We start from the raw sequence: 25,312 nt of genomic DNA on the forward strand, positions 1-25,312 counted from the left end.
ATGTGTTGCGCCCGGGTTAACTGGCATCGACGTGCGACTACTGGCAAAATCCCGCTCCAATTGCCGGAGGCCATCTCCGGCAAATCCAATATAAAGCGATTCATCAGCCAAAAGCACAGGATGAAAACATGACTGACAACAATACGGCCACAGCTCCACGCGGCATGTGGTCTTCACGGCTGGCCTTTATTCTGGCGGCGACAGGTTCCGCCGTTGGCCTTGGCAATATCTGGAAGTTTCCTTATGTAACCGGTGAGAATGGTGGCGGTGCCTTTGTCCTGGTTTACCTGCTGTGTATCGCCATTATCGGTATCCCCATCATGATGGCGGAAGTGTTTCTTGGCCGTAATGGCCGTCATAACCCGGTGACCAGCATGCGACTGGTTGCGGAGCGAAATCTGAGCTCACCGGCCTGGCGTATCTCTGCGATCATCGGCGTGCTGGCAGCTTTCATCATCCTGTCCTTCTATTCCGTGATTGGCGGCTGGGCAGCATCCTATATTGGCCACGCAGCCAGCGGTGACTTTACCGGCCAGAGTGCGGACGCCATCGGCGCTATCTTCGGTGATCTGCTCGCCAGCCCCGGTGTGTTGCTGGCGTGGCATACCCTGTTTATGGGGTTGATCATTTTTGTGGTAGCCCGTGGCCTCAAATCCGGCCTTGAGCGGGCGGTCACTATCCTGATGCCGGCCCTGTTTGTGCTGTTGCTGCTTGTCGTTGGCTATGCCGCGACAACCGATGGCTTTGGCCGGGCGGTGAGTTTCCTGTTCACCCCGAATTTCAGCGCTCTGACCGTTAACGGCGTGTTGATCGCCCTGGGCCATGCCTTCTTCACCCTGAGCCTGGGTATGGCGATCATGATGGCTTACGGTTCCTATCTCAGCCCTGATGTTTCCATTGGCCGCACAGCGGTCATGGTCTCGGTTATGGACACCGTGGTGGCGTTGCTGGCGGGGCTGGCGATTTTCCCGGTGGTGTTTGCCAATGGACTGGAAGCCGGTGCCGGTCCCGGCCTGATCTTCCAGACGCTGCCGCTGGCCTTTGGCCAGATGCCTATGGGTAGCCTGTTCGGCACGCTGTTCTTCGTGCTACTGCTGTTTGCCGCCTGGACCTCCGGTATTTCGCTGCTGGAACCGGTGGTTGAGTGGGTTGAAGAGAAGTTCTCCATGGGGCGTGTTGGTAGCGCAATCCTGGTGGGCGCTGCCTGTTGGTTGCTGGGTGTTGCGTCTATCCTGTCCCTGAACGAGTGGGCCGGTTTTGCGCCGCTGGGTATGTTCGAGCGCTTTGAAGGCAAAACCATCTTCGACTTGCTGGACTTCTTCACGGCTAACGTCATGCTGCCATTGTCAGGACTTCTGACCGCGGTATTTGTCGGCTGGTTTGTGGCGAAAGAGTCCCTGAAGGCGGATCTGGCGCTGGAGAGTGGCAGCTTCACCCTCTGGTATAACCTGATTCGTTTCGTGACACCGGTCGCGGTGGCCATCGTGTTTATATACAACCTGATGGCGTGACACTAAAAAGGGCAGAACCGCGTTGGTTCTGCCCTTTTTATCCTGCCGTTCACCGAACTCCGCAAGACAGAGTTCGTCAGTAGTCCTCACCCGAGCCAGTCGCCGATCGTAGCGCCTCCATGTGTGGCCTGACTGCCTGTTTGTCTGCCTCCGGGGCCTTGCTCGCATTCTCCAGGGCGGACGTCGCATTCCCCATCATGGCCCGCATCTGTTCCTTCTGAACCTCGGTCAGATTAGGGTTATTGTTGATCTCATCCATTGCGCCGGCCATCTCCCGCACCATTTCAGGATGTTGATTTTCCATTTCAATGGCCATCCAGGCCTGGAATACCCGATCCCCCGTGGCGCCCCAGTCTTCCATGGAGTCAAACCCGTTGTCTTCAACGATATCTTCCATGCGGTCGTAGGCTTCGTGCCCCCGCATTTTGTTGACCGAGTCGGAAAAGATGGATGAAAAATCGGGCATTTCCGACGGATTTCCGGAGCCCGACAGTTCCTCGTTCAGCTGGTCAAAGTCGCCTTCCAGGGTTTCAGCTTCTTGCAGGGTGTTGATGAAGGCCCGGACTTTCCCGTCAGTGAGACTGCCGGCAGCCACCGGACTGGCCGTAAAAAACAGGGTGAAAGCCAGGGCAAGGCAAAGCGAAAATGCGCGTTTCATGAGTTTCCTCCGTGAGCAGGGTGTCCCCGAATCCTTGTGCCGGGGACTTGTCTACAAAATAGACGCTACTCCTTGAAGCGCGCAACCTGCTCAGACCTGCCAGGAGCCGGATCGGCTCAGAAGAACAGATCCGGCAGGTAGGTGGCGATTTCCGGGAAGATCATGATCAGAGCAAGACCCACAATCTCGACAATGACAAAAGGAATGATCGAGGAGTAGATGTCTTTCATGGTTATGCTGGGTGGCACCACGCCCTTCAGGTAGAACAGGTTGAAGCCAAACGGCGGTGTCATGTAGCCGATTTCCATGTTGATCACGAACAGGATGCCGAACCAGATCGGATCGAACCCCAGAGATTCCACAATCGGCATGAATACCGGCAGGGTGATCAGCATGATGCCGACCGGGTCCAGCACCATGGCCAGCAGGAACACAATCACCATCATGGCAATGATGATGCCCCAGGGCCCGCCGGGAATCATGTTCATCAGGCTCTCGATCAGGTCTTGGGCGCCCATGCTCTGATAGGCGGCACTGAAGGCGTGGGCCGCGAACAGGATCCACATGATCATACCGGTGAGCTTGAACGTACGGATCGCCGCTTCCTGCAGGATGCTCCACTTGAACTGCTTGTAGACAGCAGCGGAGATCAGTGCGCCGAGGACACCCATGGCGGCGGCTTCGGTTGGCGTGGTGATGCCGCCAATGATCGAACCCAGCACCATGAACACTACGCCGATGGGCAACAGCACCGCCCGCAGGGCACGAAGCTTCTCCGGCCAGGTGCCGCGCTCTTCCTTCGGCAGAGCAGGAGCCAGTTCGGGCTGCAGGTGGCTGCGCACCAGGATGTAGATGGCGGTCAGCACCATCAGCAGAATGCCCGGCATGATGCCGGCGGCAAACATCTTGCCCACGGACACGCCGGTGATGAGGGCATAGAGAATCATCAGGATGCTGGGGGGAATAAGAATGCCCCAGCCACCGCCGGTGTTGATCACACCCAGGGCCATCTTCTTGTCATAACCCCGTTCGAGCATGGACGGCAGGGCGATGGTGCCCATGGCGACAACCGCCGCGCCGCTGATACCGACCATGGCCGCGAACACGGCACAGATAACGAGGGTGCCGATGGCCAGGCCACCCCGCAGGCCACCGCACCAGAGGTGCATCATGCGGTACAGATCCTTGGCCACCCCGGTTCGCTCCAGGATCATCGCCATGAACACGAACAGGGGGATCGCCACCAGGGTAAAGCTTTCCATGGTGCCCCAGATCTGCGAGGACACCATGTAGAAGGAATCGAATCCCCAGGTGAAATACAGGAAGACAACGGACACGCCGCCCAGCACAAAGGCCAGTGGCAGGCCGAGCAGCAGGAAGAACAGCAGGGAGCCGAAGAAAAGCAGGGTCAGGACTTCAATACTCACAGTGCCTCTCCTTTCTCGTCTTCCTGGGTTTCGGGGGTGTAGTAACTGAGGTTGAAGGCCACTGCGATGTCTTCCAGTAACTTGACGATGCCTTGCAGAACCAGCAAACCGGTGCCCAGTGGAATGGCGGCCTTAACTGGCCAGATCGGCGGGTTCCAGGCGGAATAGGAGGTTTCCCAGCTGGCGATGGACTCGCTGGCCATGTCGTAGCCGAAATACAGCAGTGCCAGTGTGAAGATGAAAAAGACCACCGAAGTCAGAATGTCGAGGATGGCCCGGCCGCGAGGGGACAGGTGTGAATGCAGCAGATCGACATTCACGTGGCCACGGTGCGCCATGATGTAACCACCGGACATGACGGCGTAGATGCCAAACAGCATCTGGGTCAGTTCGTTAGTCCACACGGTGGGTGAGTTGAACAGGTAGCGGAAGGCCACTTCCATGATCAGGAACACGAACATGGCAAAAACGATCAGCGCTATCCCGCGCCCGATAACATCATTGAGGCGGGTAACGCCTCTCATGAATGCAGTCAGCACACCCATTGGTATTCTCCGGGAAACGGTGGGTTCACAAGCAAAGCCGGGCCAGAAAACTGGCCCGGCCGGGTTCAGCTGTCAGGCGTTTACAGGTAGCCCAGTTCTGACAGGTAGCCTTTCAGCATGTCCAGCGCTTTCTTGGCATTGTCACTGCGCTTGCCTTCCTCATCCCACAGTTTCTGGGCGGTCTGGGTCAGGCGATCCTGCACCTTATCGGGCAGGGTGTTGACCTGAACATCGTGTTCGCTGATGGCCTTGGCCAGAGTGATGCGTTCCTTGTACAGGTACTCGTTGGTACGGAACCAGAACTGCTCATCCAGCGCCTGCTTGACGGTTTTCTGCATGTCTTCCGGCAGCTTGTCCAGGGCCTTCTGGCTGACAATGATGACGTCGGTGCCGGCAATGTTCAGTGCCGGCTGTACGTGGTACTTGGCCACCTCATACAGACCCATGCTGAAGGCGCCCTGGGAAGCGCCCCAATGGGCGCCGTCGACAATGCCGGAGTCCAGGGCGGTGTAGAGTTCACTGCCCGGAATGTAGGACGCGGCGGCACCGGCTTCGGTCAGGAATGTCTGCAATGCCCCCGAGGAGCGGATTTTCAGCTTGGTGAAGTCGTCCCAGCTGTTGATCGGCTGCTTGACTACCATCTCGGTGGGATAGACCTTGTCGGTTGCCCAGTAGACGTTATGTTCGGCGGCTTCATCACGAAGCATTTGTTCAAAGCCCAGGCCCTGATGGAAATAGGCGGCTTCCCAGACATTGCGGAAGGCAAATGGCAGGCCGGAAGCAATGCCGGCAAGGGTGATCTTGTCCTGGGCATAGGACGGAGAAATGGTGCCCATTTCCAGGATGCCCCGGCTGACAGCGTTGAAGATTTCCTTGGCCTTGAACAGCGAGCCTGCTTCGTACAGCTCCAGCTCCAGGCGTCCGTCGGTGCGTTCTTCAAGAATCTTTTTGAGGCGAACCAGGCTGTCTTCATAGGAACTGCTGGAGCCCGGCCAGTGGGACTGAACCTTCCAGGTATAGGTTTCCTCGGCGGCGACCGGGGCGCTTGTCAGGGCAGCGGCCAGACCCAGGGTCAGGGCGGAGCCGTAAACAGTCAGGGTTTTTCTGGCGGTGGTTAGCATTTTCATTGCTGGACCTCAATCATTATTGTGTTGGACGTCCTTTTGTCGATTTCGCTCTGCAAAACTAACGACTGCAGAATGAATTCATGTGTCTGAATCTAACACATGCCTTGCTTTTTGCAATAGGATGGTCGTCGATATTCCGTTACCAAAGTTTAGTCCATGGGGAGGTTTTCAGTGATTAACACGCAAAATTGGCCAGGTGTCACTCACCTGATCATCAGTCGCGCGAACAAGAAAAATGCCCTGACCCGCGATATGTACCAGGCACTGGCCGAAGGCGTGAGTGCAGCGGCGGCAGACACCAGTGTGCATGCCATCGTGATCAGTGGCGAGGGCGGTGTGTTTACCGCCGGCAACGATCTTGATGATTTCCGCGCCCGCGCCACGGATGCCAACCCGAAACCCTCCGCCGCCCTGGACTTCATCGAAGTCCTGATGGCTTGTGATACACCGGTCATCGCTGCAGTTGAGGGGCTGGCGATTGGGATTGGCACTACCCTGTTGTTGCATTGTGATTCCGTCATCTCCGGCCGGTCCGCGCGCTTCAAGACCGCGTTTGTGGATCTGGGGCTGGTGCCGGAAGCCGCGTCTACCGTGACTATGCCCCTGCACCTGGGAGCCCGGCGTGCCGCGGATTTGTTGCTGATGGGGGAAACCCTGGACGGCGAGGAAGCCCGGGAATGTGGGCTGGTCAGCCGCGCGGTCGACGACGGTCAGGCGGTGGACGAGGCGCTGGCACAGGCCAGAAGGCTCGCGGCCAAACCCCGGGAAGCCCTGCGAGCCAGCAAGCGGCTGATCAAGGCCCCGTGGCGGGAAGCGGTGCGTGAGGCCCTGGAGCGGGAGCGCACGGTATTTGCCGAGCGGCTCCGGTCGGAGGATTGCCGGGCCGCTCTGACACGGATGGAGAAGCGCTAGATCAGGCCCAGTAAGGCGCCCGCAGCTCCCGCTTCAGCACCTTGCCAATGGTGGAGCGGGGCAGTTCCGGGCGGAACTCAATCGCCGCCAGGCGTTGGGTTTTGCCCAGTTGTCCATTGGCCCAGTCCAGGATGTCCGCTTCCTCCTCCGTGCAGCCGGGGTTGCGCACGACCAGACCCAGGGGTGTTTCTCCCCATTGCTCGCTGGGAATGCCAATCACTGCGACATCGGCGACAGCGGGGTGGGCCTGCAGTACCTTTTCAAGATCCACGGCATAGATGTTGAAACCGCCGGAGATGATCATGTCCTTGCGCCGGTCCAGGATATAGACAAAGCCCTCTTCGTCGATTCGCCCCATATCTCCGCTGCGATAGAACGTCAGACCTTCGGGACTGGTCCAGAGCATCTCACGGGTTTGTTCCTCGCGGTTGATGTAACCCCGCATCATTGAGATGGCGCGGCCCACGATCTCCCCGGTTTCACCCCGAGGCAACTCGTTGCCTTCTTCGTCAATCACCCGGACTTCCGCCCCTTCGGTCGGTGTCCCTACCGAGTCCCACTTATCCGGATGTGCAGCGCAGTCCAGGCTGGTGGAAATACCGCCTTCCGTCAGTCCATACACCTCGCGGATGTTGCCGGGCCAGCGCTCCATGGCTTCCTTGATGACCTTGGCTCCCAGAGGGGCGCTGGTGCAGAGTTTGAGCTGGAAGGCGGACAGGTCGAAGCGATCGAATTCCGGATCGGACAGGATGCGCTGATACTGAACCGGAACCAGCATGGCGTGGGTCACGCGGTAGCGTTCGGCCAGTTCGAGAAAGCGCCGGGCATCGAATTTTGCCATGAGTACCAGAGTGCCACCGTGGAAAAGGGTGGGCAGTACGGACACCAGGGTGGTGTTGGAATACATCGGCGTGGAGACCAGGTTTATGGCGTCGCCGTCCAGCCCGAAGCGGCTCATCCGGACCATCTGGCGCTGGCGGAAACGATAGTCGTGGAGAATGCCCTTGGGTGTGCCGGTGGTGCCGGAGCTGTAAATGATATTGAACGGATCATCCAGGGTGACCGGCGCCGGGTTGGCTCCGGCGTCGATGTCTCCCAGCCAGGACTCAAGATCCTGGCTTATCCCCGGGCCTTGACCATCCAGCCCTATACGCTGATCAGGCCCGAGTGTGTCGAGCTTGCCGGCCATGCCTTCAAACAGATCAAAATTCTTTCGGGACACAAACAGGAAACGGGCGCCGCAATCTTTCAGCATCAGCACCAGGCTGTCATCGCTGGCCATGCCTGAGAGCGGCACCATGCAGCCACCGGCCACCAATGTACCGAGATACAGTGCGACGTAGTTGATGCTGTTTTCCGCTAGCCCCGCCACGGCATCGCCCTGTTCCAGTCCGGCGGACCGAAGCCGATTGGCAATGCGATTGGCGCGCCAGACCAGTTCCCGCCAGCTGACCTGAATCTCGCCATCAATGAGTGCGACATGGTCAGGGCGTTCGATCGCCAGTTGCTGGATACGTTGACCGAGGGCTTCCATGGTCTCTTCCGGCTCAATGGGAGCATGCACAGGCATTTGCTGGGTGTTTTTCATTTTTTCGCCTCTCGGTGTTGTTGTGTTTTATCTAGTGAAATTAACTTCCGAATATATTGACTCAAAACCCGGTGGCGTGACAAATTACAGTCAAGTTGAATTTTATGACGGCGCAACAAAACACAAAAAGGAGCATCGGCATGGCGCGTTTCGACAATCGGGTAGCCATCGTTACCGGGGCAGGTAGCGGCATCGGCAGGGCCACCGCAGTACGGCTGGCCCGCGAGGGCGCACAGGTGATGATGGTGGATCGCTCTGAAGCGGGTCTGCTGGATACCGAAAGCCTCATTCCTGAAGGTGCCGAAACCCTGCGCCGTATTGGCGATGTGGCGGACGAAGACCAGGTCAGATCGCTGGTTGAAGAAACGATGTCCACCTTTGGCCGGATTGACGTGTTGTGCAATATCGCCGGTATTGCCAGTACCGGCGATGGCCACCCCGACGTCACTGGAAATGATCGGGAAGAATGGGAAAAAGTCCTGTCGGTAAACCTGATCGGCACCATGCTGTTCATTAAGCATGTGGCGCCATACATGCAGGCTCGGAAACTGGGATCGATCGTCAATACCGCCTCTGTGGCGGGTATTCGCTCCGGTGCCGGTGGTAATGCCTACAGTGCGTCCAAAGCCGGTGTGATCAACCTCACCATGACCGCCGCCTGTGACCTGGGAACGGACAATGTCCGAGTGAATGCCGTGTGTCCGGGACTGGTGGAAACCGGGATGACCCAGGCCATTTTCGACTATGCCCGCGCCAACGAGAAAGCCCACAAGCTGGGGGCTCGCTGTGAACTGCGCCGCTACGGTGCGCCGGAAGAAGTTGCCGCTGCCATCCTGTTCCTGGCCAGCGATGACGCCAGCTACATCACCGGCCAGTCCCTGCCCGTGGATGGAGGCAACACCGCTTCTCTTAACCTGCCGGGGATGAAAGTGTAATGAATGATGAGAGTTTGCATATCCGTGGCGGCCAGGATCTGCCCGGGTTTCACAATCTGTTGGGGTATCGCCAGGTGTCCTGGGAAGAGAACGAGGCGGTGATTGAGCTGGAGCTGCAACCCCGTCATCTGAACCTGGGGGGCGTGATCCATGGCGGTGTGCTGACTTCCCTGCTGGATATTGTCCTGGCCGAAGCCGGTACCTATTGCCCGTATCCGGGCCGGATGCGCAAGGCCATCACCCTGTCGCTGACCACCACATTCACCGGCCAGTGTTCCGGTGGAACTATCCGTGTGACGGGCCGCAAACGGGCAGGTGGCACTCGGATTTTTAACAGCACCGGAGAAGTCCACGATGACAAGGGCAATCTCCTGGCCATCGCGGAAGGCACTTTCCGTATCCGTTCCGGCAGTGAAAAGCCGGAAGGCGTACCAATCTGATCATTGAAACAACAAAAGACGCACCGGTGTTGTCACTGCCGGCGAACGACTATCAACCAACGAGGTACTGGACATGTTTGAACTGTCTGATAAAGCCAAAAAGCTGCAGGCGCAGCTTCACGAATTCATGGATGCCCATATTTACCCGAATGAGCACAAGTACCATGAGCAGGTCGAGCAGGCGGAGAACCGTTGGGCGCCGGTACCGATCATTGAGGAACTGAAGGTCAAGGCCAAGGCCGCTGGCCTGTGGAACCTGTTCCTGCCGGAAAGCGAATTCGGCGCCGGCCTGACCAACTACGAGTACGCGCACCTGTGCGAAGTCATGGGGCGTTCGTCCATGGCTTCGGAAGTGTTTAACTGTTCCGCGCCAGACACCGGCAACATGGAAACCATTGCCCGCTACGGCAATAAAGAACAGCAGGATAAGTGGCTGAAGCCACTGCTCAACGGCGAGATCCGCTCCTGTTTCTCCATGACCGAGCCGGACGTGGCCTCTTCCGATGCTACCAATATCGCCTGTGAAATCCGCCGCGAAGGCGACGAATATGTGATCAACGGTCGCAAGTGGTGGTCTTCCGGTGCCATGACCACCACGGCCAAGATTGCCATCGTCATGGGCAAGACCGATCCGGATGCCGAGAAGCATAAGCAGCAGTCGATGATTCTGGTGCCTCTGGACACGCCGGGGGTGAAGATGATCCGCCCGCTGACGGTGTTTGGTTATGACCACGCGCCGCACGGCCACGCCGAGATTCACTATGACAATGTGCGGGTACCGGTGGACAACATTCTGCTGGGTGAGGGCCGTGGTTTCGAGATCGCTCAGGGTCGCCTCGGGCCGGGCCGTATTCATCACTGCATGCGAACCATTGGTGTGGCTGAGCGTGCCCTGGAGCTGATGTGTCAGCGTGCCAATGCCCGCGAGGCGTTTGGCAAACCGTTGTCCAGCTTTGATTCCATCCGCAAGGATATTGCCCGCAGCCGCATCGAGATTGAGCAGGCGCGGCTGATGACCCTGAAGGCGGCGCACATGATGGATACCGTCGGCAACAAGGTGGCCCGTCAGGAAATCGCGATGATCAAGGTGATTGCTCCGAGTATGGCGCTGAAGATCATTGATCGCGCGATTCAGGTTCACGGTGGTGCCGGTGTGTCCCAGGACACTTTCCTGGCGAAGGCCTGGGCCCACGTCCGGACCCTGCGGCTGGCGGACGGTCCTGATGAGGTGCACCTGGATTCCGTGGCCAAGCTGGAGCTGAAGCAATACCGCTAAACCAATAACCGCTGAATCTGGGGGAAGAGCTGCCGGGGTGATGTCCTTCCGGGACACGCCGTGAATACGTCCATGTAGGCTTGAGCAAAACATCCTTGTTTTGCACAGTCCCGAAAGGACATCACCCCGGCCACTCCCATACTTCAGCGTATGAGGATCGAACAATGACTAACCCGCTTTTTGATATGACCGGAAAAGTCGCCCTGATCACCGGCTCCACCAAAGGCATCGGCCGCTCCATTGCCGAGGAAATGGCCCGCCTGGGCGCCAAAGTCGTGATCTCCAGCCGCAAGGCCGATGCCTGTGAACAGGTCGCCGGCGAGCTGAAAGAGCAGGGTTACGAGGCCATCGCCATTCCCTGCCACGTGGGCAAGAAAGAAGACCTGCAGAACCTGGTGGACAAGACCAACGAAGCCTGGGGTTCCATCGACGTCCTGGTGTGCAACGCCGCCACCAATCCGGTCTACGGCACCACCGCAGAAATGACTGACGACGCCTGGGACAAGATCATGGACACCAATGTCAAAGGTACCTTCTGGCTCACCAATATGGTGCTGCCGCAGATGGCGGAAAAAGGTGAAGGTGCGGTTGTTCTTCTATCCAGTATCGCGGGCATCCGTGGCAATACCACCATCGGTACCTACGGTGTCTCCAAGGCCGCCGAAGCGGCCCTGGCTCGTAACCTCGCCGTGGAATGGGGGCCGAAAGGCATCCGCGTGAACAGCATTGCCCCCGGCCTGATCAAGACCGATTTTGCCAAGGCCCTTTGGGAAGACCCTGTGCGCGTGAAGCGTGCGGAAGACAAAACCCCGCTGCGCAGAATCGGTGACCCGGTAGACATCGCCGGCCTGGCCGTTTTTCTGTCAACAAAGGCAAGTGCGTATATCACGGGACAGGTTATCGTCGCCGACGGCGGCGAAACTATTTGCTGAGGATTGCCATCAAGAGTGGGGAGGCCGACGGGTGGGGGTGCCTTTGTTCCGGGAAAAAGAACTCGCTTCGCTCAGACACCTTTGTTCCCTGCACAAAGGCACCCCCACCCGCCGGCCATCAAACTTTTTTGCGGGCCGTGACTCAATAAAGAAGGCATGAACGAACAATGAGTATGACTCCAGAGTTGGTAGACGTGCTGCCAGCCCACCAATTCGATGAAGCGCAACTCCTCGCCTGGCTTCAGAAAGCCATTGATGGTTTTGGTGCCAGGTTGGACGTGAAACAATTTCAAGGCGGGCAGTCCAACCCTACTTTTCTGCTGGACACCGACAGCGGCCAATACGTTTTGCGTAAAAAGCCGCCCGGAAAAACGCTGCCCTCGGCTCACATGGTGGAGCGGGAATACAAAGTCATGCGGGCCCTGTCCGAACACACCGACGTGCCGGTGCCTACCACCCGGGCCCTGTGTGAAGACAGTAGCATCATCGGCACACCGTTCTACGTCATGGACTTCCTCGAAGGCCGGATTGTCAGTCATCCGGCGCTGCGGGCGCTGGACCGTCAAGAGCGGATGCCGGCGCACCTCTCGGCCATTGATACCCTGGCGGCACTGCATTCGGTAGACGTAAATGCGGTGGGCCTGGGTGATTATGGTCGACCCGAAGGCTATGTCGCCCGGCAGGTAGCACGGTGGACGAAACAGTACCTGGCGTCCAAAACCGACGAGATGCCCGCCATGGACAAACTCATGGAGTGGCTGCCGAAGAATCTGCCCTCCACCGATGAGTGTGCCATCGCCCATGGCGATTATCGCTTCGGTAATCTGATGCTGGCCCCCGACAAACCCGAGGTTGTCGCTATCCTCGATTGGGAACTGTCCACGGTCGGCCACCCGCTGGCTGATCTGGCCTATTACTGTCTGCCCTACCACTTGCCATCGGACATGGAAGGTTCCCGCGGTTTGCTGGGTGAGGACCTGGAGGCATTGGGTATTCCCGATGAGCAGGAAACCATTGCCCGTTACTGCAAGCAGACCGGCCGGGATGGTATCGCCGACTGGCATGTATTCCTGGCGTTTTCCCTGTTCCGCCTGGCGGCCATTCTTCAGGGTGTCTATGCCCGCGCGCTGCAGGGCAATGCCGCCAATGCCGATGCCCTGCAAGTGGGCAAGCGTGCGAGTCAGCTGGCGGATGTGGGCTGGAAAATAGCCCGTGAGGGAGATCGTTCATGAGTGATTCCATAGCTATGGGAGAGCCGATCGTCCGTCGCATTCTGATCACCAACGACGACGGCATTAACGCACCGGGTCTGGCGATTCTTGAACGCATTGCCCGCAACCTGGCCGAGGAGGTCTGGGTGGTGGCGCCGGAGCACGATCGCAGTGGCGCCGGCCAGAGCATTTCCATTCATGACCCGTTGCGGGTGTATGAAAAGGGTGAGAATCGCTACGCCGTGTCCGGCACGCCTGCAGATTGTGTGCTGTATTCGCTGGCTCAGTGGTTTGGCGAAACCCCGCCGGACCTGGTGCTGTCCGGGGTGAACTGTGGCGCCAATATCAGTGACTCGGTGCAGTACTCCGGAACGGTGGGTGCGGTGCTTAGCGCGGAACACATGGGTATACCCGCCATTGCCCTGAGTCAGGCCTTCCTGAGCCGTGAAGGCGTGGACTGGTCACCAGTGTCGGCGTTCGGCGAGCAGGTCGTCCGCAAGCTCTGGCAACCTGGCGAGAGCCGCGCCTGGAATGTGAACTTTCCGGCTTGCGATGCCGGTGTGATCCGGCAGGCTCAATGGTGCCGTCAGTCCACCGGTTCGATTCAGCGTCCCCGCCTGCTGGCGGGGCAGGATGCCCGCAGCCTGCCTTACTGGTGGCTGGGGTTCGATCGCAACTCCCGGCACATCCAGACTCCGGATGAGGATGTCACTGTGCTACGGGAAAAAGCCATTGCGATAACACCATTGCGTCACCAGGAAGCCTTGCCTGGGGGTGTAGAAGTATTTGAGCTGGTCGCGACTGCGGCCCACTGACTTGTACGAGGGGATTACAACAATGACATTTACACGCCATCACAACGTCTGGCCCAAAGAATTGCCGAAAACCATGACGCTGCCTGACACCAGCGTTTTCACCAACCTGGAAATTTCCGCCCTGCGGTATCCGGACCACACGGCGATCATCTTTTACGACGCGCCTTTGAGCTACAGCCAATTGTTGGCTGAGGTAGAAACGATGGCCGGCTATCTTCAGGCCCAGGGTGTCAAAAAGGGCGATCGTGTTCTGCTCTATATGCAGAACGCTCCCCAGTATGTGATTGCCTACTACGCCATCCTGCGCGCCGACGCGGTGGTGATTCCGGTGAACCCGATGAATCGGGCCGCCGAGCTGGAACACTACATTGCCGATACCGGTGCGAGTGTGTGTCTGGCCGGGCAGGAATTGGCGGGGTTTATCGTGCCGCTGCTGGAAAACACGGATCTCGACCAGGTCGTGGTGGCGTCCTACAGCACCTATATCAACAAGGACACCGATCTGGATCTGCCCGCGGAGGTGGCCGCTCCGGTCTGGTCAAAAGAGATGCCGGGTATCGTGACCTGGGAGCAGGCGCTGGCTGCGGACCATAAGCCGACAGCGCATACCGCCGGACCGGACGACCTGGCGGTGATTCCCTACAGCTCCGGCACCACGGGCGCGCCCAAAGGTTGCGTGCATACCCATCGCAGTGTCATGGCCACGGCTGTGCATCGTGCGTTCTGGAATCTGAGTACGGCCAACACCGTTCAACTGGCAACGCTGCCGTTCTTCCACGTGACCGGCATGACCAGTTCGATGAACAGCTCCATCTTCAGTGGCTCGACTACTGTCATTATGACGCGTTGGGACCGCACCACTGCAGCCCGGCTGATTGAGCGCTATCAGGTCAGCGGCTGGACCAACATCGTCACCATGGCCGTGGATTTCCTGTCGAATCCGGACATTGCCAGCTACGACCTGAGCAGCCTGAACACCATTGGCGGCGGTGGCGCGGCGATGCCGGAAGCGGTGGCCGCCAAGCTCAAGACCATGACCGGACTGGATTACATCGAAGGCTATGGGTTGTCGGAAACCATGGCCGCCACCCACATCAATCCGCCGGATCATCCCAAGCCCCAATGCCTGGGCATCCCGGTATTCGATGTCGACAGCCGCATTATTGATGTAGAAACCCTGGAAGAGAAAGGCCCGGGTGAGGTCGGGGAAATTGTCTCCTACGGCCCCCAGGTGACCCAGGGATACTGGAATCGCCCCGCTGAAACCGAGGCCGCGTTTGTGGAAATCGACGGTAAGCGTTTCTTCCGTACCGGCGACCTCGCCTATTACGACGAGGAGGGGTACTTCTTCATGGTGGACCGGGTCAAGCGGATGATTAACGCCTCCGGTTTCAAGGTCTGGCCCTCCGAGGTGGAAGGGCTTATGTACCGCCACCCGGCAATCCACGAGGTGTGCATCATTTCGTCGCCGCACCCCAAGCGCGGAGAAACCGTGAAGGCCTGCATTGTGCTGACGCCGGAAGCGGATGGAAGGACCACCGAAGCAGACATCGTCAGTTGGTGCAAGGAGCAAATGGCGGCTTACAAAGTACCTGAAATCATTGATTTTGTGGATGAGCTGCCAAAATCTCCCACGGGCAAGCTGATGTGGCGCGCGCTACAGGAAGAAGAGTGGAAGAGTAAGGTATGACGTCTTTTTGTTGTCTCTAAGTTTCGCATGGCGAAATGCAATTCTAAATATTGACATGCGAGACGATCGGTGCAATTGTTTCACCATGCCGATGCAGGGCCGCAAGGCTCTGCTCAAAACCGCATAACTCGCTACAACAACAAAACAGCGGAGGAGCACACTTGAACCTTTTCTTCCAACAAATCATCAACGGGTTAACCCTGGGGAGCATCTACGGTCTCGTAGCCCTGGGCCTGACCCTGGTCTACGGGATACTTCATATCCCGAACTTCGCACACGGTGCGCTGTATATGGTCGGCGCCTTCATGTCCTATTTCTTTATGGTGGACCTGGGAGCGCATTACTGGATCGCCATGGCCGGTTCGGCCGTTGTGGTCGCCATCCTGGCCGTACTGTGTGAGCGCCTGGTGTTCCATCCCCTGAGACACTCGCCGCCGATCCATGACAAGATCGCCGCCATCGGTATTCTGTTGTTCCTGGAAGCGGTGGTACAGATGTTCTGGGGCTCGGATTTCCGTCGCATGTCCTCGCCGTTTACCGGCATCCTGAATTTCGACGGGCTGATCATTCCCGAACAGCGTCTGCTGATCATTGTCGGTGCCTTTACCCTGGTGATTGCGCTGCAGCTGTTCCTGCGCAAGACCATGACCGGGGCGACCATCATCGCCATGGCTCAGAGCCGCGACGGCGCCTTCCTGGTTGGAATTGATGCCAATCGCGTCGCGATGATGACGTTTGCCATCTCCGGCGTGCTGGCCGCCTTTGCCGCCACCCTCTACGCGCCCATCAACCTGGTGTATCCCGCCATGGGGCACCTGGTCATCATGAAAGCCTTCGTGATCATCATTCTTGGTGGCATGGGCAGCATCCCCGGCGCCATCGTCGGGGGCATGATCATCGGTTTCGCCGAGGCGCTCGGAGGGTTCTATATCTCCACTTCCTACAAGGACATCATCGCCTTCGGCCTGTTGGTGCTGATCCTGTCCGTTCGTCCACAGGGCCTGTTCGCGAAGGGGGCACACTGATCATGTTTAAATTCGCATCCTTGCTGATGACGCCAGCTGCCAAGTACCTGATGCTGCTCTTTGCTGTGCTGTTTCCGTTTTTCGCGGCGAACGAATACCAGGTGTACGTGATGGCTACCGCCTTCGTCTGGGCGATAGCGGTCTACGGCCTGAACATTATCACCGGCTTCTGCGGCCAGCTGAACCTGGCCCACGGTGGTTTCTTCGCCATCGGTGCCTATACTCTGGGCCTGTTGACCGTCGACTATGGCTGGAGCTTCTGGCCGGCTTTCGTGGGCGCACTGGTCATGACCGCCGTGCTTGGTTTTCTGGTGGGTATTGTCTCCTTGCGCCTGAAAGAGCACTACTTCGCCATCTTTACCCTGTGCGTGGGCTTCATCATCTACCTGTTGATCGACAAGTGGGAAGAGCTGACCCATGGCGCCATTGGTGTCCGTGACATTGCCGAGCCCTACGGCTTTGGCCTGGTGGATTTCACCGACACCACTCCGTTCTACTATCTGGTGCTGGCCTTCCTGGTGTTTGCGATCTGGTTCATGGGGCGGTTGTCGAAGTCACTGCTGGGGCGTACGTTCCTCGCCATTCGCAACGGTGACGAGCTGGCCCAGTCCCTGGGTATCAACCTGATGCGCAACAAGGTCCTGGCGTTTGTCCTGTCCACCACCTATGCCGGTCTGGCGGGTGCACTGTATGCGGGGATGGTTCGTTTCATCGGCCCGGACGAGGCCAATATCCAACATACGTTCGACATGATCACCTACCTGCTGGTGGGCGGTATCGGCACCATCATGGGGCCGCTGCTGGGTACCGTGGGCATCGTCTGGATCACTCAGTCACTGCAGTTCCTGGAAGAGTACCGGATGATCATTTTCGGGCCGATGCTGGTGCTGCTGGTGATCTTCTTCCCCCGTGGAATTACCGGTTCGTTCCTGACCTGGATGCACCGCAAGTCCCAGGCACTGGCGCCCTCGAAGAAGCGCCAGGAGAGCAAGGTAAACACCACACAGAACCGGGAGGCGCAGAGCAATGCTTAAGGTAGAACATCTGACCAAAATGTTTGGCGGCCTGGCAGCGGTGAATGATGTCTCCGTGGAGTTCGAGACGGGCAAGATCAACGCCATCATCGGCCCGAACGGCGCCGGAAAAAGTACCTTCTTCAATCTGATCTCCGGTATGTATGCACCGACGTCCGGCCGCATCCTGCTGGACGGTATGGATGTCACCACCCTGCCCAGCGACAAGGTGGCACGGCTGGGCGTGGGGCGGACTTTCCAGACCACCAACCTGTTCGAGCAGGCCACCGTGCTGGATAACCTGATCGTGGGCCATCGCCTGCGCACCAAGTCCGGCCTTTGGGACGTGCTGATCAACAGCAAACGCCTGCAACGGGAAGAAAAATCCGCGCGGGACAAGGCGATGGAAGCCCTGGAATTTGTCGGCCTCAGGCATGTGGCCGGTCAGTTCATTGCTGATATCACCCAGGAAGAACGTAAGCGGGTGGCCTTTGCCCTGGCGTTGGCGACCGATCCAAAGATTGTGTTGCTGGACGAGCCTGCGGCCGGGGTCAATCCGGAAGAGACCGCCGGTTTTGCCGCGCTGATGCGCAAGATGGTGGATGAGAAAGGCCTGACCGTGTGCCTGATCGAGCACAAGATGGACATGATCATGAGCCTGGCGGACAAGATCATGGTGCTGGACCACGGCGAGAAGATTGCCGAGGGCACGCCGGAAGACGTGCGTAACAATCCGGCGGTGATTGAGGCCTATCTGGGAGGTGATGAAGATGCTGCAGCTTAAACATGTGGATGTCTGTTACGGCAGCTTCAAGGCCCTGACGGATATTTCGATGTCCGTGGATACCGGGGAACTGGTGGTACTGCTTGGAGCCAACGGTGCGGGTAAAACCAGCCTGTTTAACGCGATCAGCGGCCTGGTGAAGCCAGCCGCCGGCGATATCCGGTTCGAAGACAAACAGTTCAACGGCATGAAAGCCAGTGCCGTTGTTTCCAGCGGCGTGGTGCAGTGCGCCGAGGGGCGCAAGCTTTTCCCCGACATGAGTGTGATGCAGAACCTGATGATGGGGGCTTACGTGCATCGCCGGGATCGCCAGGGCAACAAGAAGCGCCTGAACGAGGTGCTGGAGCTGTTCCCGATCCTTTCAGACAAGGCGGATGAACCGGCCGGATCGCTGTCCGGCGGCCAGCAACAGATGGTGGCCATCGGTCGCGCCATGATGAGTCGTCCCCGCTTGCTGATGCTGGATGAGCCATCCCTGGGCCTGGCCCCGTTGGTGGTCAAGCAGATGTTCGAAACCATCAAGCAGATCAACAGCCTGGGCACAACGGTGCTGCTGGCTGAACAGAATGCCTTTGCGGCCTTGAAGATTGCTCATCGGGCCTATGTTATGGAAAACGGTCGTCTGGTGATGGAAGGGGACCGGGAGACCATGTTGGGCAATGAAGAAGTCCGCAAAGCGTATATCGGGGCCTGACCGGCCTCAAACAAAAATTAGAGAGACACGCACAACACAAAACCAGGAGACAACAATGAAAATAGCCAAAAAACTGGGTCAGGCTGTCGCGGCGGCGACCCTTGGTATGAGCCTGTCCGCCGGTGCCATGGCGGGCGAAGTCAACATTGGTTTCACCGGTCCGCTGAGCGGCGGCGCCGCGCTTTACGGCGAAAACACCCTGTCCGGACTGCGGATGGCCGTTGAGGAGATCAGCGAAGCCGGCGGTTTTGACCTGAACGGCGAAAAGACCACGGTAAACCTGGTTTCTCTGGATGATCGCTACTCGCCGGCCCAGGCCGCCACCAACGCCAAGCGACTGAAGCAGGAGTCCAACGTTGCGGCGATCTTTGTGCCCCATTCCGGCGGCATTTTTGCTCTGCAGGACTTTAACGAAAAAGATGATTTCCTGTTGATGGCCTACTCCAGCGTGCCGAGCATCACTGAAAAGGGAAACAGCCTGACCCTGCGTATTCCGCCCACGTTTGATGGCTACGTCAAAGCCTTTACCGACTACGCCCTTGAGCACCAGGGCAAGAAGCTGGGAATGGGTGGAGCCACGCACGAGTATGCCAAGATCTGGGCGACTATGGTCAAGAAAGAGTGGGAATCCAAGGGCGGTGAAGTCGTTTCCGAGACTCCCATGGACTACAACAAATCGGCGGATTTCTTTACCGGCGTCAGCCGTATCATCTCCGAAGGTCCGGATGTGATGTTTGTGGGCGGTGCCTCCGAGCCAACCGGTCTGGTAGTACAGCAGGCACGCCAGATGGGTTTCCAGGGTAGTTTCATCGTGATGGACCAGGCGAAGATCGACGAAGTGGCCCAGGTCGCTGGTGGTCTGGAGATGATGGAGGGCGCCATTGGCGTGGTCCCGCTGAGCGTGTATGAGACCTCGGCGGCCCAGGACTTCATCAAACGCTACCAGGCCGAGTACGACAAGGTGCCCGGCTCCGAAGCGGCTTTCAACTACCTGGCGCTGCACGCCCTGGTGGAAGCCATGGATGCAACGGATTCCACCGATCCGAAAACCCTGCGTGCAGCGGTTGACGATGCCCTGAAAAACATGGATGCCAGCAAGAACCCGTACGAAGTCATCGGTGTGACCGAAAACGGTGGGTTCATTACTGATCCTACCTTAGCGGTGGTGAAGGATGGCAAGATTCTTCAGGTAGAGATTGATTGATCAGATCTGCCTCTTCCTCCTGAACTAAAAAGGGGCCTTATGGCCCCTTTTTATCGTCATGGCATCGACCCTCTAGGCGACATACATCACCAGATTCTCCGCCACACAGGCGGGCTTGTCCTCGCCCTGGATTTCCACGGTCGTCTTATAAGTAGCCAGTGTGCGCTGATCATCCACCCTGGATACGTCCAATAATTCCATCTTGCTGCGAATCGCCGACCCGGACTTCACGGCGGCGGGGAACCGCAGCTTGTTCATACCGTAATTAATACTGGCGCTGGCGCCTTGCACATTGATCACGTCCTGATTCAGCAGCGGAATCAGCGACACCGTCAGAAAACCGTGCGCGACAGGGCTCTTCCAGGGCGCTTCCCGCTTTGCCCTCTCCACGTCCACGTGAATCCACTGATGATCGCCGGTGGCGTCGGCAAACGCCTGAATCATCTCCTGGCTGATGGTTTTCCAGGGACTGTGGCCAATCGTAGTACCACAAAAATTCTCAAGATCGTTTAATTCTACTGAAAGCATATCTGCGTCCATTAATTGATGGTTTGTAAGAGTTTGAAACAGAAGCCCCCTCCTTTCATGGCGCACAAGGCACAAGGTCAGACCGCGTACCCGGGATTCTTACTGTCCAAAAGCCGAACCAGAGCCGGCCACGTCAAAGCAGCCGCACCGCCGAGCGCCTGTGACTGGTCGGCAGTGGTTTGTATGGCCTGCTCCGAGGGCAGATAGGTTGGTCCACAGCTCTGGGCTTTGACCTGGATCTCACAGGCCTTCATCAGGAAATACAGATAGGTGAAGGTCTCCGGTACGTCCTTGCCTGCGGTCAGCACACCGTGATTGCGCAGCAGCATCATCGACTTGTCGCCCAGGTCCCGGATCAGCCGTTCCCGCTCGTCGAGATTCAGGGCGACGCCTTCGTAATCGTGATAACTCAGGTGATTCAGGCACAGCATGGCGGTCTGGCTCAGGGGCAGCAGGCCATCCCGGTGGGCGGACACCGCCACGCCGTCTGGCGCGTGCAGGTGCATCACCGCGCCGGCGTCCTCGCGACCCATGTGTACGGCGCTGTGGATGGTAAAGCCGGCCGGGTTCACACGGCTGACGTTACCGGACTCCACTACCTGTCCATCCTGGTCCACCTTCACCAGCGACGACGCGGTGATTTCATGGAACAGCAGCCCATAGGGATTGATCAGAAAGTGATGATCCGGTCCCGGGACCCGAGCGGACAGATGGGTGAACACCAGATCGTCCCAGCCGAACAGCGCCACAAGACGATAGGCGGCGGCCAGTTCGGTGCGTACCTTCCATTCGGCTTTTCTCAGGTCCTGTTGCTGTGATTGATCGCTTGTTGTTGTCATCGTGATGTCCTCAGGCTGTGACAGAACGTTTCCCGCAGTGTACTGCATAAAAAAGGGGGTGGCTGACGCCACCCCCGCAAAAGACCCCTGACTGGATAGAGAGGTCTCAGGCTCACAAGTCCGAAGCCTATTAACTTGCTTGCAGCAGGGCGGCGTACTGTTCCAGGTGGAAGTCGTCGTCGCCCAGCTGATGGTTGATAGTGATCAGCCGTTTGGCGTAGTGGGCAAAGTTGTATTCCCAGGTCATGCCAATGCCGCCATGCATCTGGATACCGCTTTCGGAAATAAACTGTCCGGCGCGCCCGATGACGTTCTTGGCTCCGGCCAGGGCACGACGACGCTCATCGTTCTGCTCACCATCGGCGACGCTGGCGGCCAGAATGGCCATGGAACGGGCTTGCTCCAGTTCCGACATCATGTCCACCATACGGTGCTGCAGCACCTGGAATTTGCCGATGGGCACGCCAAACTGCTTGCGCTGCTTGAGGTAATCCAGAGTCAGCTCATTGGCCATCTCCATCACACCCACGGCTTCGGCGCACAGGGCGGCGACCGCGCGGCCAGCCTGATATTCGATCACTTCGGCGGCGTTGCCTTCCTCACCCAGCAGCGCGTCTGCGCCCACCTGGACGTTGCTCAGGGTAATGTCGCAACCCCTGGCCCCGTCGATGGTGGGGTAGGGGCGGCGTTCAACACCGGCGGTTTCCGGGCTCAAGGCAAACAGGCTGAGGCCGTTGGCATCGCGGGTGTCACCGGAAGTACGGGCAGACACGATGATCAGGTCGGCGCAGTGACCGCCGATCACCACCGCTTTGCGGCCATTCAGGACATAACCCTCGCCGTTTTTCTCGGCTCGGGTTTCGACGTTGTTCAGGTCGTAAAAGCTCTGGGGTTCCTGCAGGCCAGCGGCGGCTTTCAGTTCGCCACTGGCAATACCGGCCAGCCAGGTGTCTTTCTGGTTGTCATTGCCGGCCTGCCCGATCAGACCACCGCCCAGAATGACGGACTGCATATACGGCTCCAGGCACAGACCGCGGCCAAGCTCTGCCATGACGGACTGAACTTCCACGCCGCCACCGCCGAAGCCGCCCAACTCCTCGGAGAAGGGTACGGCTGTCAGGCCCAGCTCGCTGAGCTGTTTCCAGAAATCGGCACTGAAGCCCAGTTCGGTTTCGCTGAACTCCAGGCGTTTTTCAAAACTGTATTCACCGCGCACCAGACGCGCCACGGTGTCCTGCAGCATTTGCTGCTCTTCGTTGAGTCGGAAATCCATGGTCGCCTCCTTAAAGCCCGAGAATCATTTTCGACACGATGTTCTTCTGGATCTCGTTGGATCCGCCGAAAATCGACAGCTTGCGGTTGTTGAAGTACTGGGCCGACAGCGGCGCGGCGTTTTCGTCTGACAGGAATTCGCCCTCGTAGTCCATATCCATTTCTTCTTCCAGGAATGGCAGGGCGTAGGGGCCGATCGCGCGGCGGGCCAGATCGTTGATGGCCTGGCGAATCTCGGTGCCTTTCACCTTCAGCATCGAGCTTTCCGCGCCCGGAACACCGCCACCTTCAACAGAGGCGATAATCCGCAGGTTGCTGATCCCTGCGGCCGTCAGGTCAATTTCCACCTTAGCAATACGCTGGCTGAAGGACGGGTCCTCGAGCAACGGTTTGCCATTTTTCAGACGACGGCTAGCCAGTTGCTTCAGGTGCGACAGCGCCGCCTTGGACATACCAATGCCGGCGAGGCCAGTACGTTCATAGGTCAGCAGATATTTCGCGTAGGTCCAGCCCTTGTCCTCTTCACCCACGAGGTTTTCAACCGGCACCTTGACGTCCTCGAAGAACACTTCGTTGACTTCGTGCTCGCCATCCAGAGTGATGATGGGGCGCACGGTAATGCCCGGCGTGTTCATGTCGATCAGCAGGAACGAGATGCCTTCCTGGTTCTTGACCTCGGTGTTGGTGCGCACCAGGCAGAAAATCATGTTGGCGTGCTGGCCCAGGGTGGTCCAGGTTTTCTGACCATTGACGATGTAGTGGTCGCCGTCACGTACCGCGCGGGTCTTCAGTGAAGCCAGATCGGAGCCTGCGCCGGGCTCGGAATAACCCTGGCACCACCAGTCCTCGCCACTGAGGATGCGTGGCAGGTACTTCTGTTTCTGTTCTTCGGTACCGAATTTGATGATCACCGGCGCCACCATGTTCACCCCGAACGGGATGGAGCGGGGTACACCGTAACGGCAGGATTCTTCATCCCAGATGTGCTTCTGCACCGGAGACCACTTCACACCGCCGTACTCTTCCGGCCAGTGGGTGGCGTACCAGCCCTGCTCACTGAGGATCTTTTGCCACCGCTGATGGTCCTCTTTGGACAGGCGGCGGAACCCTTTTACTTTGGCGGCGATGTCCGCCGGCAGTTTCTCATCCAGGAACGCTCTTACCTCGTCACGGAAGGCAAGTTCCTCGGCCGTGTAGTTCATGTTCATCGGATAAACCTCGTCAGTGCATTACAGCGAAAATATATACCGCATAGCAGAATTACTCAATGATCATTCAAAGGTTGCTTCCCTGTCAATGATAATGAAACAAGAAAACACACAGTAATTACGACTTTCATCAAAATTTGGTTTCAAACCCTTGTTGATAGCAAATGCATCGTCTATATTCGGAAACACGGAAGCTGGTACTGCTATGCGAAACTAATAAATCACAAGATGCCGCACAGTGAAACAGCGTGATTGATTTGGTGTGAGCCAGTGCCGGCACCGGAATTTCAATAACAAAGACATGCAATCAACTCCGTTAAGAGGTTTGAGATGACAACAACAACGCGTTTCCACGCACGCCCACTTGCCCGTGCCGTCGCCCTGACCAGCCTCCCGCTGATCGCTCTCGGGTCCGGATCTGCCCTTGCGCAGAGTTCCGAGTTGGACGAACTGCGCGAGCGGGTGCAACTGCTGGAAAGCAAACTGGAAGGGGCGGTATCCACGGCGCCGGAACTGCAGGATGACAACCCCTATCTGCTGCGGGATGGTGACGGGATCAAAATCGGAAACACCACGATTTCATTCGGTGGCTTCATCAAGGCGGATGCTGTTTTTGGTTCAAACGGGAACGGTACCATGAACGGTTACAGTGCCGGCTCGGCACGAGCCTTTGCCAGCGCGGCAGCATCGGGTGAAAGTGACTGGAAAACCGGTTTCTCCGCCCGGGAGTCGCGCATCAGTATTGGTACCAAAACCGAGGATGTCGTCGGTCATACGCTGACCACTTATATAGAGATGGATTTTAACAAGGGCCCGAACGACGGTAATGAAATCGTTTCTAATAGCTATTCCCCTCGTTTGCGCCAGGCCTATGGCTCATGGAATAACTGGGACTTCGGTCAGACCTACACCACATTCACCGATCTGGCCGCCATGCCGGAGATTCTCAATCAGGGTAAGCAGTCAGCTTTCATTTACGCAACCCAGCCGATGATTCGTTACAACATGGCTGCGCCTGGTGGTAAGCTAATGGTTTCACTGGAGAATCCGGAGGATGGTTACCCCGATAACTCCTACGATGACCAGTCCTACCCGGATCTGGCCATGCGCTATCAGATTCGCGGCAATTATGGGTTCTACTCCATTGCAGGTCTGGTGCGGAACTTTGAAGACAACGCAGCGGATGAAACCAAGGTCGATGGCGCTGTGTCTCTGAGTGCTCGTATTCCCACCATTGGACGTGACGATCTGCGCTTGCAATACAGTTACGGTGCGCTTGGCCGCTACATGGGACTATTCAGCTACCCGGATGTGGACCTGGGTGCGTTGGCCATGGGAGATGTGGAACCGCTCAAGACCTATGGCGCCACGGCCGCCTACCGTCACTTCTGGTCGCCGGCATGGCGCAGCAGCCTGACGGTCTCCCATACCGAAATCGTTGATGATCTTGTCGCCTCACCGGCAGGCTCGGTGAGTTATTTCGATTCTGCAACGTCGGTTCATGCCAACATTCTGTGGTCCGCCCACCGGAACCTGACGCTGGGGCTGGAGTACGCCTACTGGGATTTCGGAGAGATTGCCACCAGCAGCAGCCATCAGTACGAAGAGGTCATTGCCTCCGCGAAGCTGAGCTTCTGACCGGCGAGCTGCCGAAATAATGCGATGATTCTCAGGTAAT

The 25,312-nt window shown here is 57.9% G+C and carries 24 protein-coding genes; 15 read left to right on the top strand and 9 right to left on the bottom strand.

Annotated features, from left to right (window positions below; genetic code table 11):
- Nucleotides 1-128 precede the first annotated feature (128 nt).
- Nucleotides 129-1,511: a sodium-dependent transporter gene (locus ACJO3M_RS13390; protein ID WP_407001874.1), complete on the top strand. Its 1,383-nt coding sequence runs from the start codon at nucleotides 129-131 to the stop codon at nucleotides 1,509-1,511.
- Nucleotides 1,512-1,587: 76 nt separating this feature from the next.
- On the opposite strand, the gene ACJO3M_RS13395 is transcribed toward ACJO3M_RS13390, so the two are convergent.
- From ACJO3M_RS13395 to dctP, 4 genes are all read right to left on the bottom strand, one after another.
- Nucleotides 1,588-2,169, bottom strand: coding sequence for a hypothetical protein (locus ACJO3M_RS13395; RefSeq protein ID WP_407001876.1), 582 nt, complete (start codon nucleotides 2,167-2,169; stop codon nucleotides 1,588-1,590).
- A gap of 116 nt (nucleotides 2,170-2,285) precedes the next feature.
- Entirely contained in the window at nucleotides 2,286-3,596 is a 1,311-nt protein-coding gene (locus tag ACJO3M_RS13400; protein WP_407001877.1) for a TRAP transporter large permease, read from the bottom strand.
- Complete coding sequence (locus tag ACJO3M_RS13405) at nucleotides 3,593-4,141, bottom strand: TRAP transporter small permease subunit (protein ID WP_407001878.1); 549 nt, start codon at nucleotides 4,139-4,141, stop codon at nucleotides 3,593-3,595. Before ACJO3M_RS13405 ends, ACJO3M_RS13400 begins: the two co-directional genes overlap by 4 nt.
- Before the next feature lie 80 nt (nucleotides 4,142-4,221).
- Entirely contained in the window at nucleotides 4,222-5,268 is a 1,047-nt protein-coding gene (gene dctP / locus ACJO3M_RS13410; RefSeq protein ID WP_407001879.1) for a TRAP transporter substrate-binding protein DctP, read from the bottom strand.
- A 171-nt stretch (nucleotides 5,269-5,439) separates the two neighbouring features.
- Here dctP and ACJO3M_RS13415 point away from each other — a divergent pair, with 171 nt between their 5' ends.
- Complete coding sequence (locus tag ACJO3M_RS13415; RefSeq protein ID WP_407001880.1) at nucleotides 5,440-6,180, top strand: enoyl-CoA hydratase/isomerase family protein; 741 nt, start codon at nucleotides 5,440-5,442, stop codon at nucleotides 6,178-6,180.
- 1 nt (nucleotide 6,181) lies between these two features.
- Here the strand turns inward: ACJO3M_RS13415 and ACJO3M_RS13420 are convergent, their stop codons facing one another.
- Nucleotides 6,182-7,768 (bottom strand): class I adenylate-forming enzyme family protein, encoded by a 1,587-nt coding sequence (locus tag ACJO3M_RS13420; RefSeq protein WP_407001881.1) that lies wholly within the window; start codon nucleotides 7,766-7,768, stop codon nucleotides 6,182-6,184.
- A gap of 140 nt (nucleotides 7,769-7,908) precedes the next feature.
- On the opposite strand from ACJO3M_RS13420, the gene ACJO3M_RS13425 reads away from it, so the two are divergent.
- The 12 genes from ACJO3M_RS13425 (at nucleotide 7,909) to ACJO3M_RS13480 (ending at nucleotide 19,787) form a co-directional block, all read left to right on the top strand.
- Nucleotides 7,909-8,703, top strand: coding sequence for an SDR family NAD(P)-dependent oxidoreductase (locus ACJO3M_RS13425; protein WP_407001882.1), 795 nt, complete (start codon nucleotides 7,909-7,911; stop codon nucleotides 8,701-8,703).
- Entirely contained in the window at nucleotides 8,703-9,143 is a 441-nt protein-coding gene (locus tag ACJO3M_RS13430; RefSeq protein ID WP_407001883.1) for a PaaI family thioesterase, read from the top strand. Before ACJO3M_RS13425 ends, ACJO3M_RS13430 begins: the two co-directional genes overlap by 1 nt.
- A 73-nt stretch (nucleotides 9,144-9,216) precedes the next feature.
- Entirely contained in the window at nucleotides 9,217-10,419 is a 1,203-nt protein-coding gene (locus ACJO3M_RS13435; RefSeq protein WP_407001884.1) for an acyl-CoA dehydrogenase family protein, read from the top strand.
- Between the two features lie 164 nt (nucleotides 10,420-10,583).
- A complete protein-coding gene (locus ACJO3M_RS13440; RefSeq protein WP_407001886.1) occupies nucleotides 10,584-11,351 on the top strand; it encodes an SDR family NAD(P)-dependent oxidoreductase in 768 nt (255 codons plus the stop codon).
- 167 nt (nucleotides 11,352-11,518) lie between these two features.
- Nucleotides 11,519-12,583, top strand: coding sequence for a phosphotransferase (locus ACJO3M_RS13445; RefSeq protein WP_407001887.1), 1,065 nt, complete (start codon nucleotides 11,519-11,521; stop codon nucleotides 12,581-12,583).
- A 14-nt stretch (nucleotides 12,584-12,597) separates the two neighbouring features.
- Nucleotides 12,598-13,377: a 5'/3'-nucleotidase SurE gene (gene surE / locus ACJO3M_RS13450; protein ID WP_407001956.1), complete on the top strand. Its 780-nt coding sequence runs from the start codon at nucleotides 12,598-12,600 to the stop codon at nucleotides 13,375-13,377.
- Nucleotides 13,378-13,399: 22 nt separating this feature from the next.
- Nucleotides 13,400-15,067, top strand: coding sequence for a long-chain fatty acid--CoA ligase (locus ACJO3M_RS13455; RefSeq protein WP_407001888.1), 1,668 nt, complete (start codon nucleotides 13,400-13,402; stop codon nucleotides 15,065-15,067).
- Between the two features lie 161 nt (nucleotides 15,068-15,228).
- Nucleotides 15,229-16,092 (top strand): branched-chain amino acid ABC transporter permease, encoded by an 864-nt coding sequence (locus ACJO3M_RS13460; protein ID WP_407001889.1) that lies wholly within the window; start codon nucleotides 15,229-15,231, stop codon nucleotides 16,090-16,092.
- 2 nt (nucleotides 16,093-16,094) lie between these two features.
- Nucleotides 16,095-17,126, top strand: a complete 1,032-nt coding sequence (locus ACJO3M_RS13465) for a branched-chain amino acid ABC transporter permease (RefSeq protein WP_407001890.1) — start codon at nucleotides 16,095-16,097, stop codon at nucleotides 17,124-17,126.
- Nucleotides 17,119-17,889, top strand: coding sequence for an ABC transporter ATP-binding protein (locus ACJO3M_RS13470; protein ID WP_407001891.1), 771 nt, complete (start codon nucleotides 17,119-17,121; stop codon nucleotides 17,887-17,889). Before ACJO3M_RS13465 ends, ACJO3M_RS13470 begins: the two co-directional genes overlap by 8 nt.
- Entirely contained in the window at nucleotides 17,876-18,583 is a 708-nt protein-coding gene (locus ACJO3M_RS13475; protein ID WP_407001892.1) for an ABC transporter ATP-binding protein, read from the top strand. Before ACJO3M_RS13470 ends, ACJO3M_RS13475 begins: the two co-directional genes overlap by 14 nt.
- A 55-nt stretch (nucleotides 18,584-18,638) precedes the next feature.
- On the top strand, nucleotides 18,639-19,787 hold the full coding sequence (locus ACJO3M_RS13480) for an ABC transporter substrate-binding protein (protein ID WP_407001893.1): 1,149 nt from the start codon (nucleotides 18,639-18,641) through the stop codon (nucleotides 19,785-19,787).
- Between the two features lie 72 nt (nucleotides 19,788-19,859).
- Here the strand turns inward: ACJO3M_RS13480 and ACJO3M_RS13485 are convergent, their stop codons facing one another.
- The 4 genes from ACJO3M_RS13485 to ACJO3M_RS13500 all read right to left on the bottom strand — a co-directional run bounded on the left by ACJO3M_RS13485 (nucleotide 19,860) and on the right by ACJO3M_RS13500 (nucleotide 23,634).
- On the bottom strand, nucleotides 19,860-20,315 hold the full coding sequence (locus tag ACJO3M_RS13485) for a MaoC family dehydratase (protein WP_407001894.1): 456 nt from the start codon (nucleotides 20,313-20,315) through the stop codon (nucleotides 19,860-19,862).
- Nucleotides 20,316-20,392: 77 nt separating this feature from the next.
- On the bottom strand, nucleotides 20,393-21,154 hold the full coding sequence (locus ACJO3M_RS13490; protein WP_407001895.1) for a class II aldolase/adducin family protein: 762 nt from the start codon (nucleotides 21,152-21,154) through the stop codon (nucleotides 20,393-20,395).
- A gap of 130 nt (nucleotides 21,155-21,284) precedes the next feature.
- On the bottom strand, nucleotides 21,285-22,427 hold the full coding sequence (locus ACJO3M_RS13495; protein WP_407001897.1) for an acyl-CoA dehydrogenase family protein: 1,143 nt from the start codon (nucleotides 22,425-22,427) through the stop codon (nucleotides 21,285-21,287).
- A gap of 10 nt (nucleotides 22,428-22,437) precedes the next feature.
- Complete coding sequence (locus ACJO3M_RS13500; RefSeq protein WP_407001898.1) at nucleotides 22,438-23,634, bottom strand: acyl-CoA dehydrogenase family protein; 1,197 nt, start codon at nucleotides 23,632-23,634, stop codon at nucleotides 22,438-22,440.
- A gap of 330 nt (nucleotides 23,635-23,964) precedes the next feature.
- Between ACJO3M_RS13500 and ACJO3M_RS13505 the strand changes: the two genes are divergently transcribed.
- Nucleotides 23,965-25,272 (top strand): DcaP family trimeric outer membrane transporter, encoded by a 1,308-nt coding sequence (locus ACJO3M_RS13505; protein ID WP_407001900.1) that lies wholly within the window; start codon nucleotides 23,965-23,967, stop codon nucleotides 25,270-25,272.
- Nucleotides 25,273-25,312: the final 40 nt, after the last annotated feature.

This window comes from Marinobacter alkalisoli, assembly GCF_045449795.1.
Lineage (GTDB): Bacteria > Pseudomonadota > Gammaproteobacteria > Pseudomonadales > Oleiphilaceae > Marinobacter.

Coding starts and splice junctions, on each gene's coding strand:
- ACJO3M_RS13445 (WP_407001887.1), top strand. CDS start 11,519: ATGAGTATGACTCCAGAGTTGGTAGACGTGCTGCCAGCCCACCAATTC.
- ACJO3M_RS13505 (WP_407001900.1), top strand. CDS start 23,965: ATGACAACAACAACGCGTTTCCACGCACGCCCACTTGCCCGTGCCGTC.
- surE (WP_407001956.1), top strand. CDS start 12,598: ATGGGAGAGCCGATCGTCCGTCGCATTCTGATCACCAACGACGACGGC.
- ACJO3M_RS13405 (WP_407001878.1), bottom strand. CDS start 4,141: ATGGGTGTGCTGACTGCATTCATGAGAGGCGTTACCCGCCTCAATGAT.
- ACJO3M_RS13430 (WP_407001883.1), top strand. CDS start 8,703: ATGAATGATGAGAGTTTGCATATCCGTGGCGGCCAGGATCTGCCCGGG.
- ACJO3M_RS13440 (WP_407001886.1), top strand. CDS start 10,584: ATGACTAACCCGCTTTTTGATATGACCGGAAAAGTCGCCCTGATCACC.
- ACJO3M_RS13390 (WP_407001874.1), top strand. CDS start 129: ATGACTGACAACAATACGGCCACAGCTCCACGCGGCATGTGGTCTTCA.
- ACJO3M_RS13435 (WP_407001884.1), top strand. CDS start 9,217: ATGTTTGAACTGTCTGATAAAGCCAAAAAGCTGCAGGCGCAGCTTCAC.
- ACJO3M_RS13480 (WP_407001893.1), top strand. CDS start 18,639: ATGAAAATAGCCAAAAAACTGGGTCAGGCTGTCGCGGCGGCGACCCTT.
- ACJO3M_RS13465 (WP_407001890.1), top strand. CDS start 16,095: ATGTTTAAATTCGCATCCTTGCTGATGACGCCAGCTGCCAAGTACCTG.
- ACJO3M_RS13470 (WP_407001891.1), top strand. CDS start 17,119: ATGCTTAAGGTAGAACATCTGACCAAAATGTTTGGCGGCCTGGCAGCG.
- ACJO3M_RS13420 (WP_407001881.1), bottom strand. CDS start 7,768: ATGAAAAACACCCAGCAAATGCCTGTGCATGCTCCCATTGAGCCGGAA.
- ACJO3M_RS13485 (WP_407001894.1), bottom strand. CDS start 20,315: ATGCTTTCAGTAGAATTAAACGATCTTGAGAATTTTTGTGGTACTACG.
- ACJO3M_RS13425 (WP_407001882.1), top strand. CDS start 7,909: ATGGCGCGTTTCGACAATCGGGTAGCCATCGTTACCGGGGCAGGTAGC.
- ACJO3M_RS13475 (WP_407001892.1), top strand. CDS start 17,876: ATGCTGCAGCTTAAACATGTGGATGTCTGTTACGGCAGCTTCAAGGCC.
- ACJO3M_RS13490 (WP_407001895.1), bottom strand. CDS start 21,154: ATGACAACAACAAGCGATCAATCACAGCAACAGGACCTGAGAAAAGCC.
- ACJO3M_RS13495 (WP_407001897.1), bottom strand. CDS start 22,427: ATGGATTTCCGACTCAACGAAGAGCAGCAAATGCTGCAGGACACCGTG.
- dctP (WP_407001879.1), bottom strand. CDS start 5,268: ATGAAAATGCTAACCACCGCCAGAAAAACCCTGACTGTTTACGGCTCC.
- ACJO3M_RS13500 (WP_407001898.1), bottom strand. CDS start 23,634: ATGAACATGAACTACACGGCCGAGGAACTTGCCTTCCGTGACGAGGTA.
- ACJO3M_RS13455 (WP_407001888.1), top strand. CDS start 13,400: ATGACATTTACACGCCATCACAACGTCTGGCCCAAAGAATTGCCGAAA.
- ACJO3M_RS13395 (WP_407001876.1), bottom strand. CDS start 2,169: ATGAAACGCGCATTTTCGCTTTGCCTTGCCCTGGCTTTCACCCTGTTT.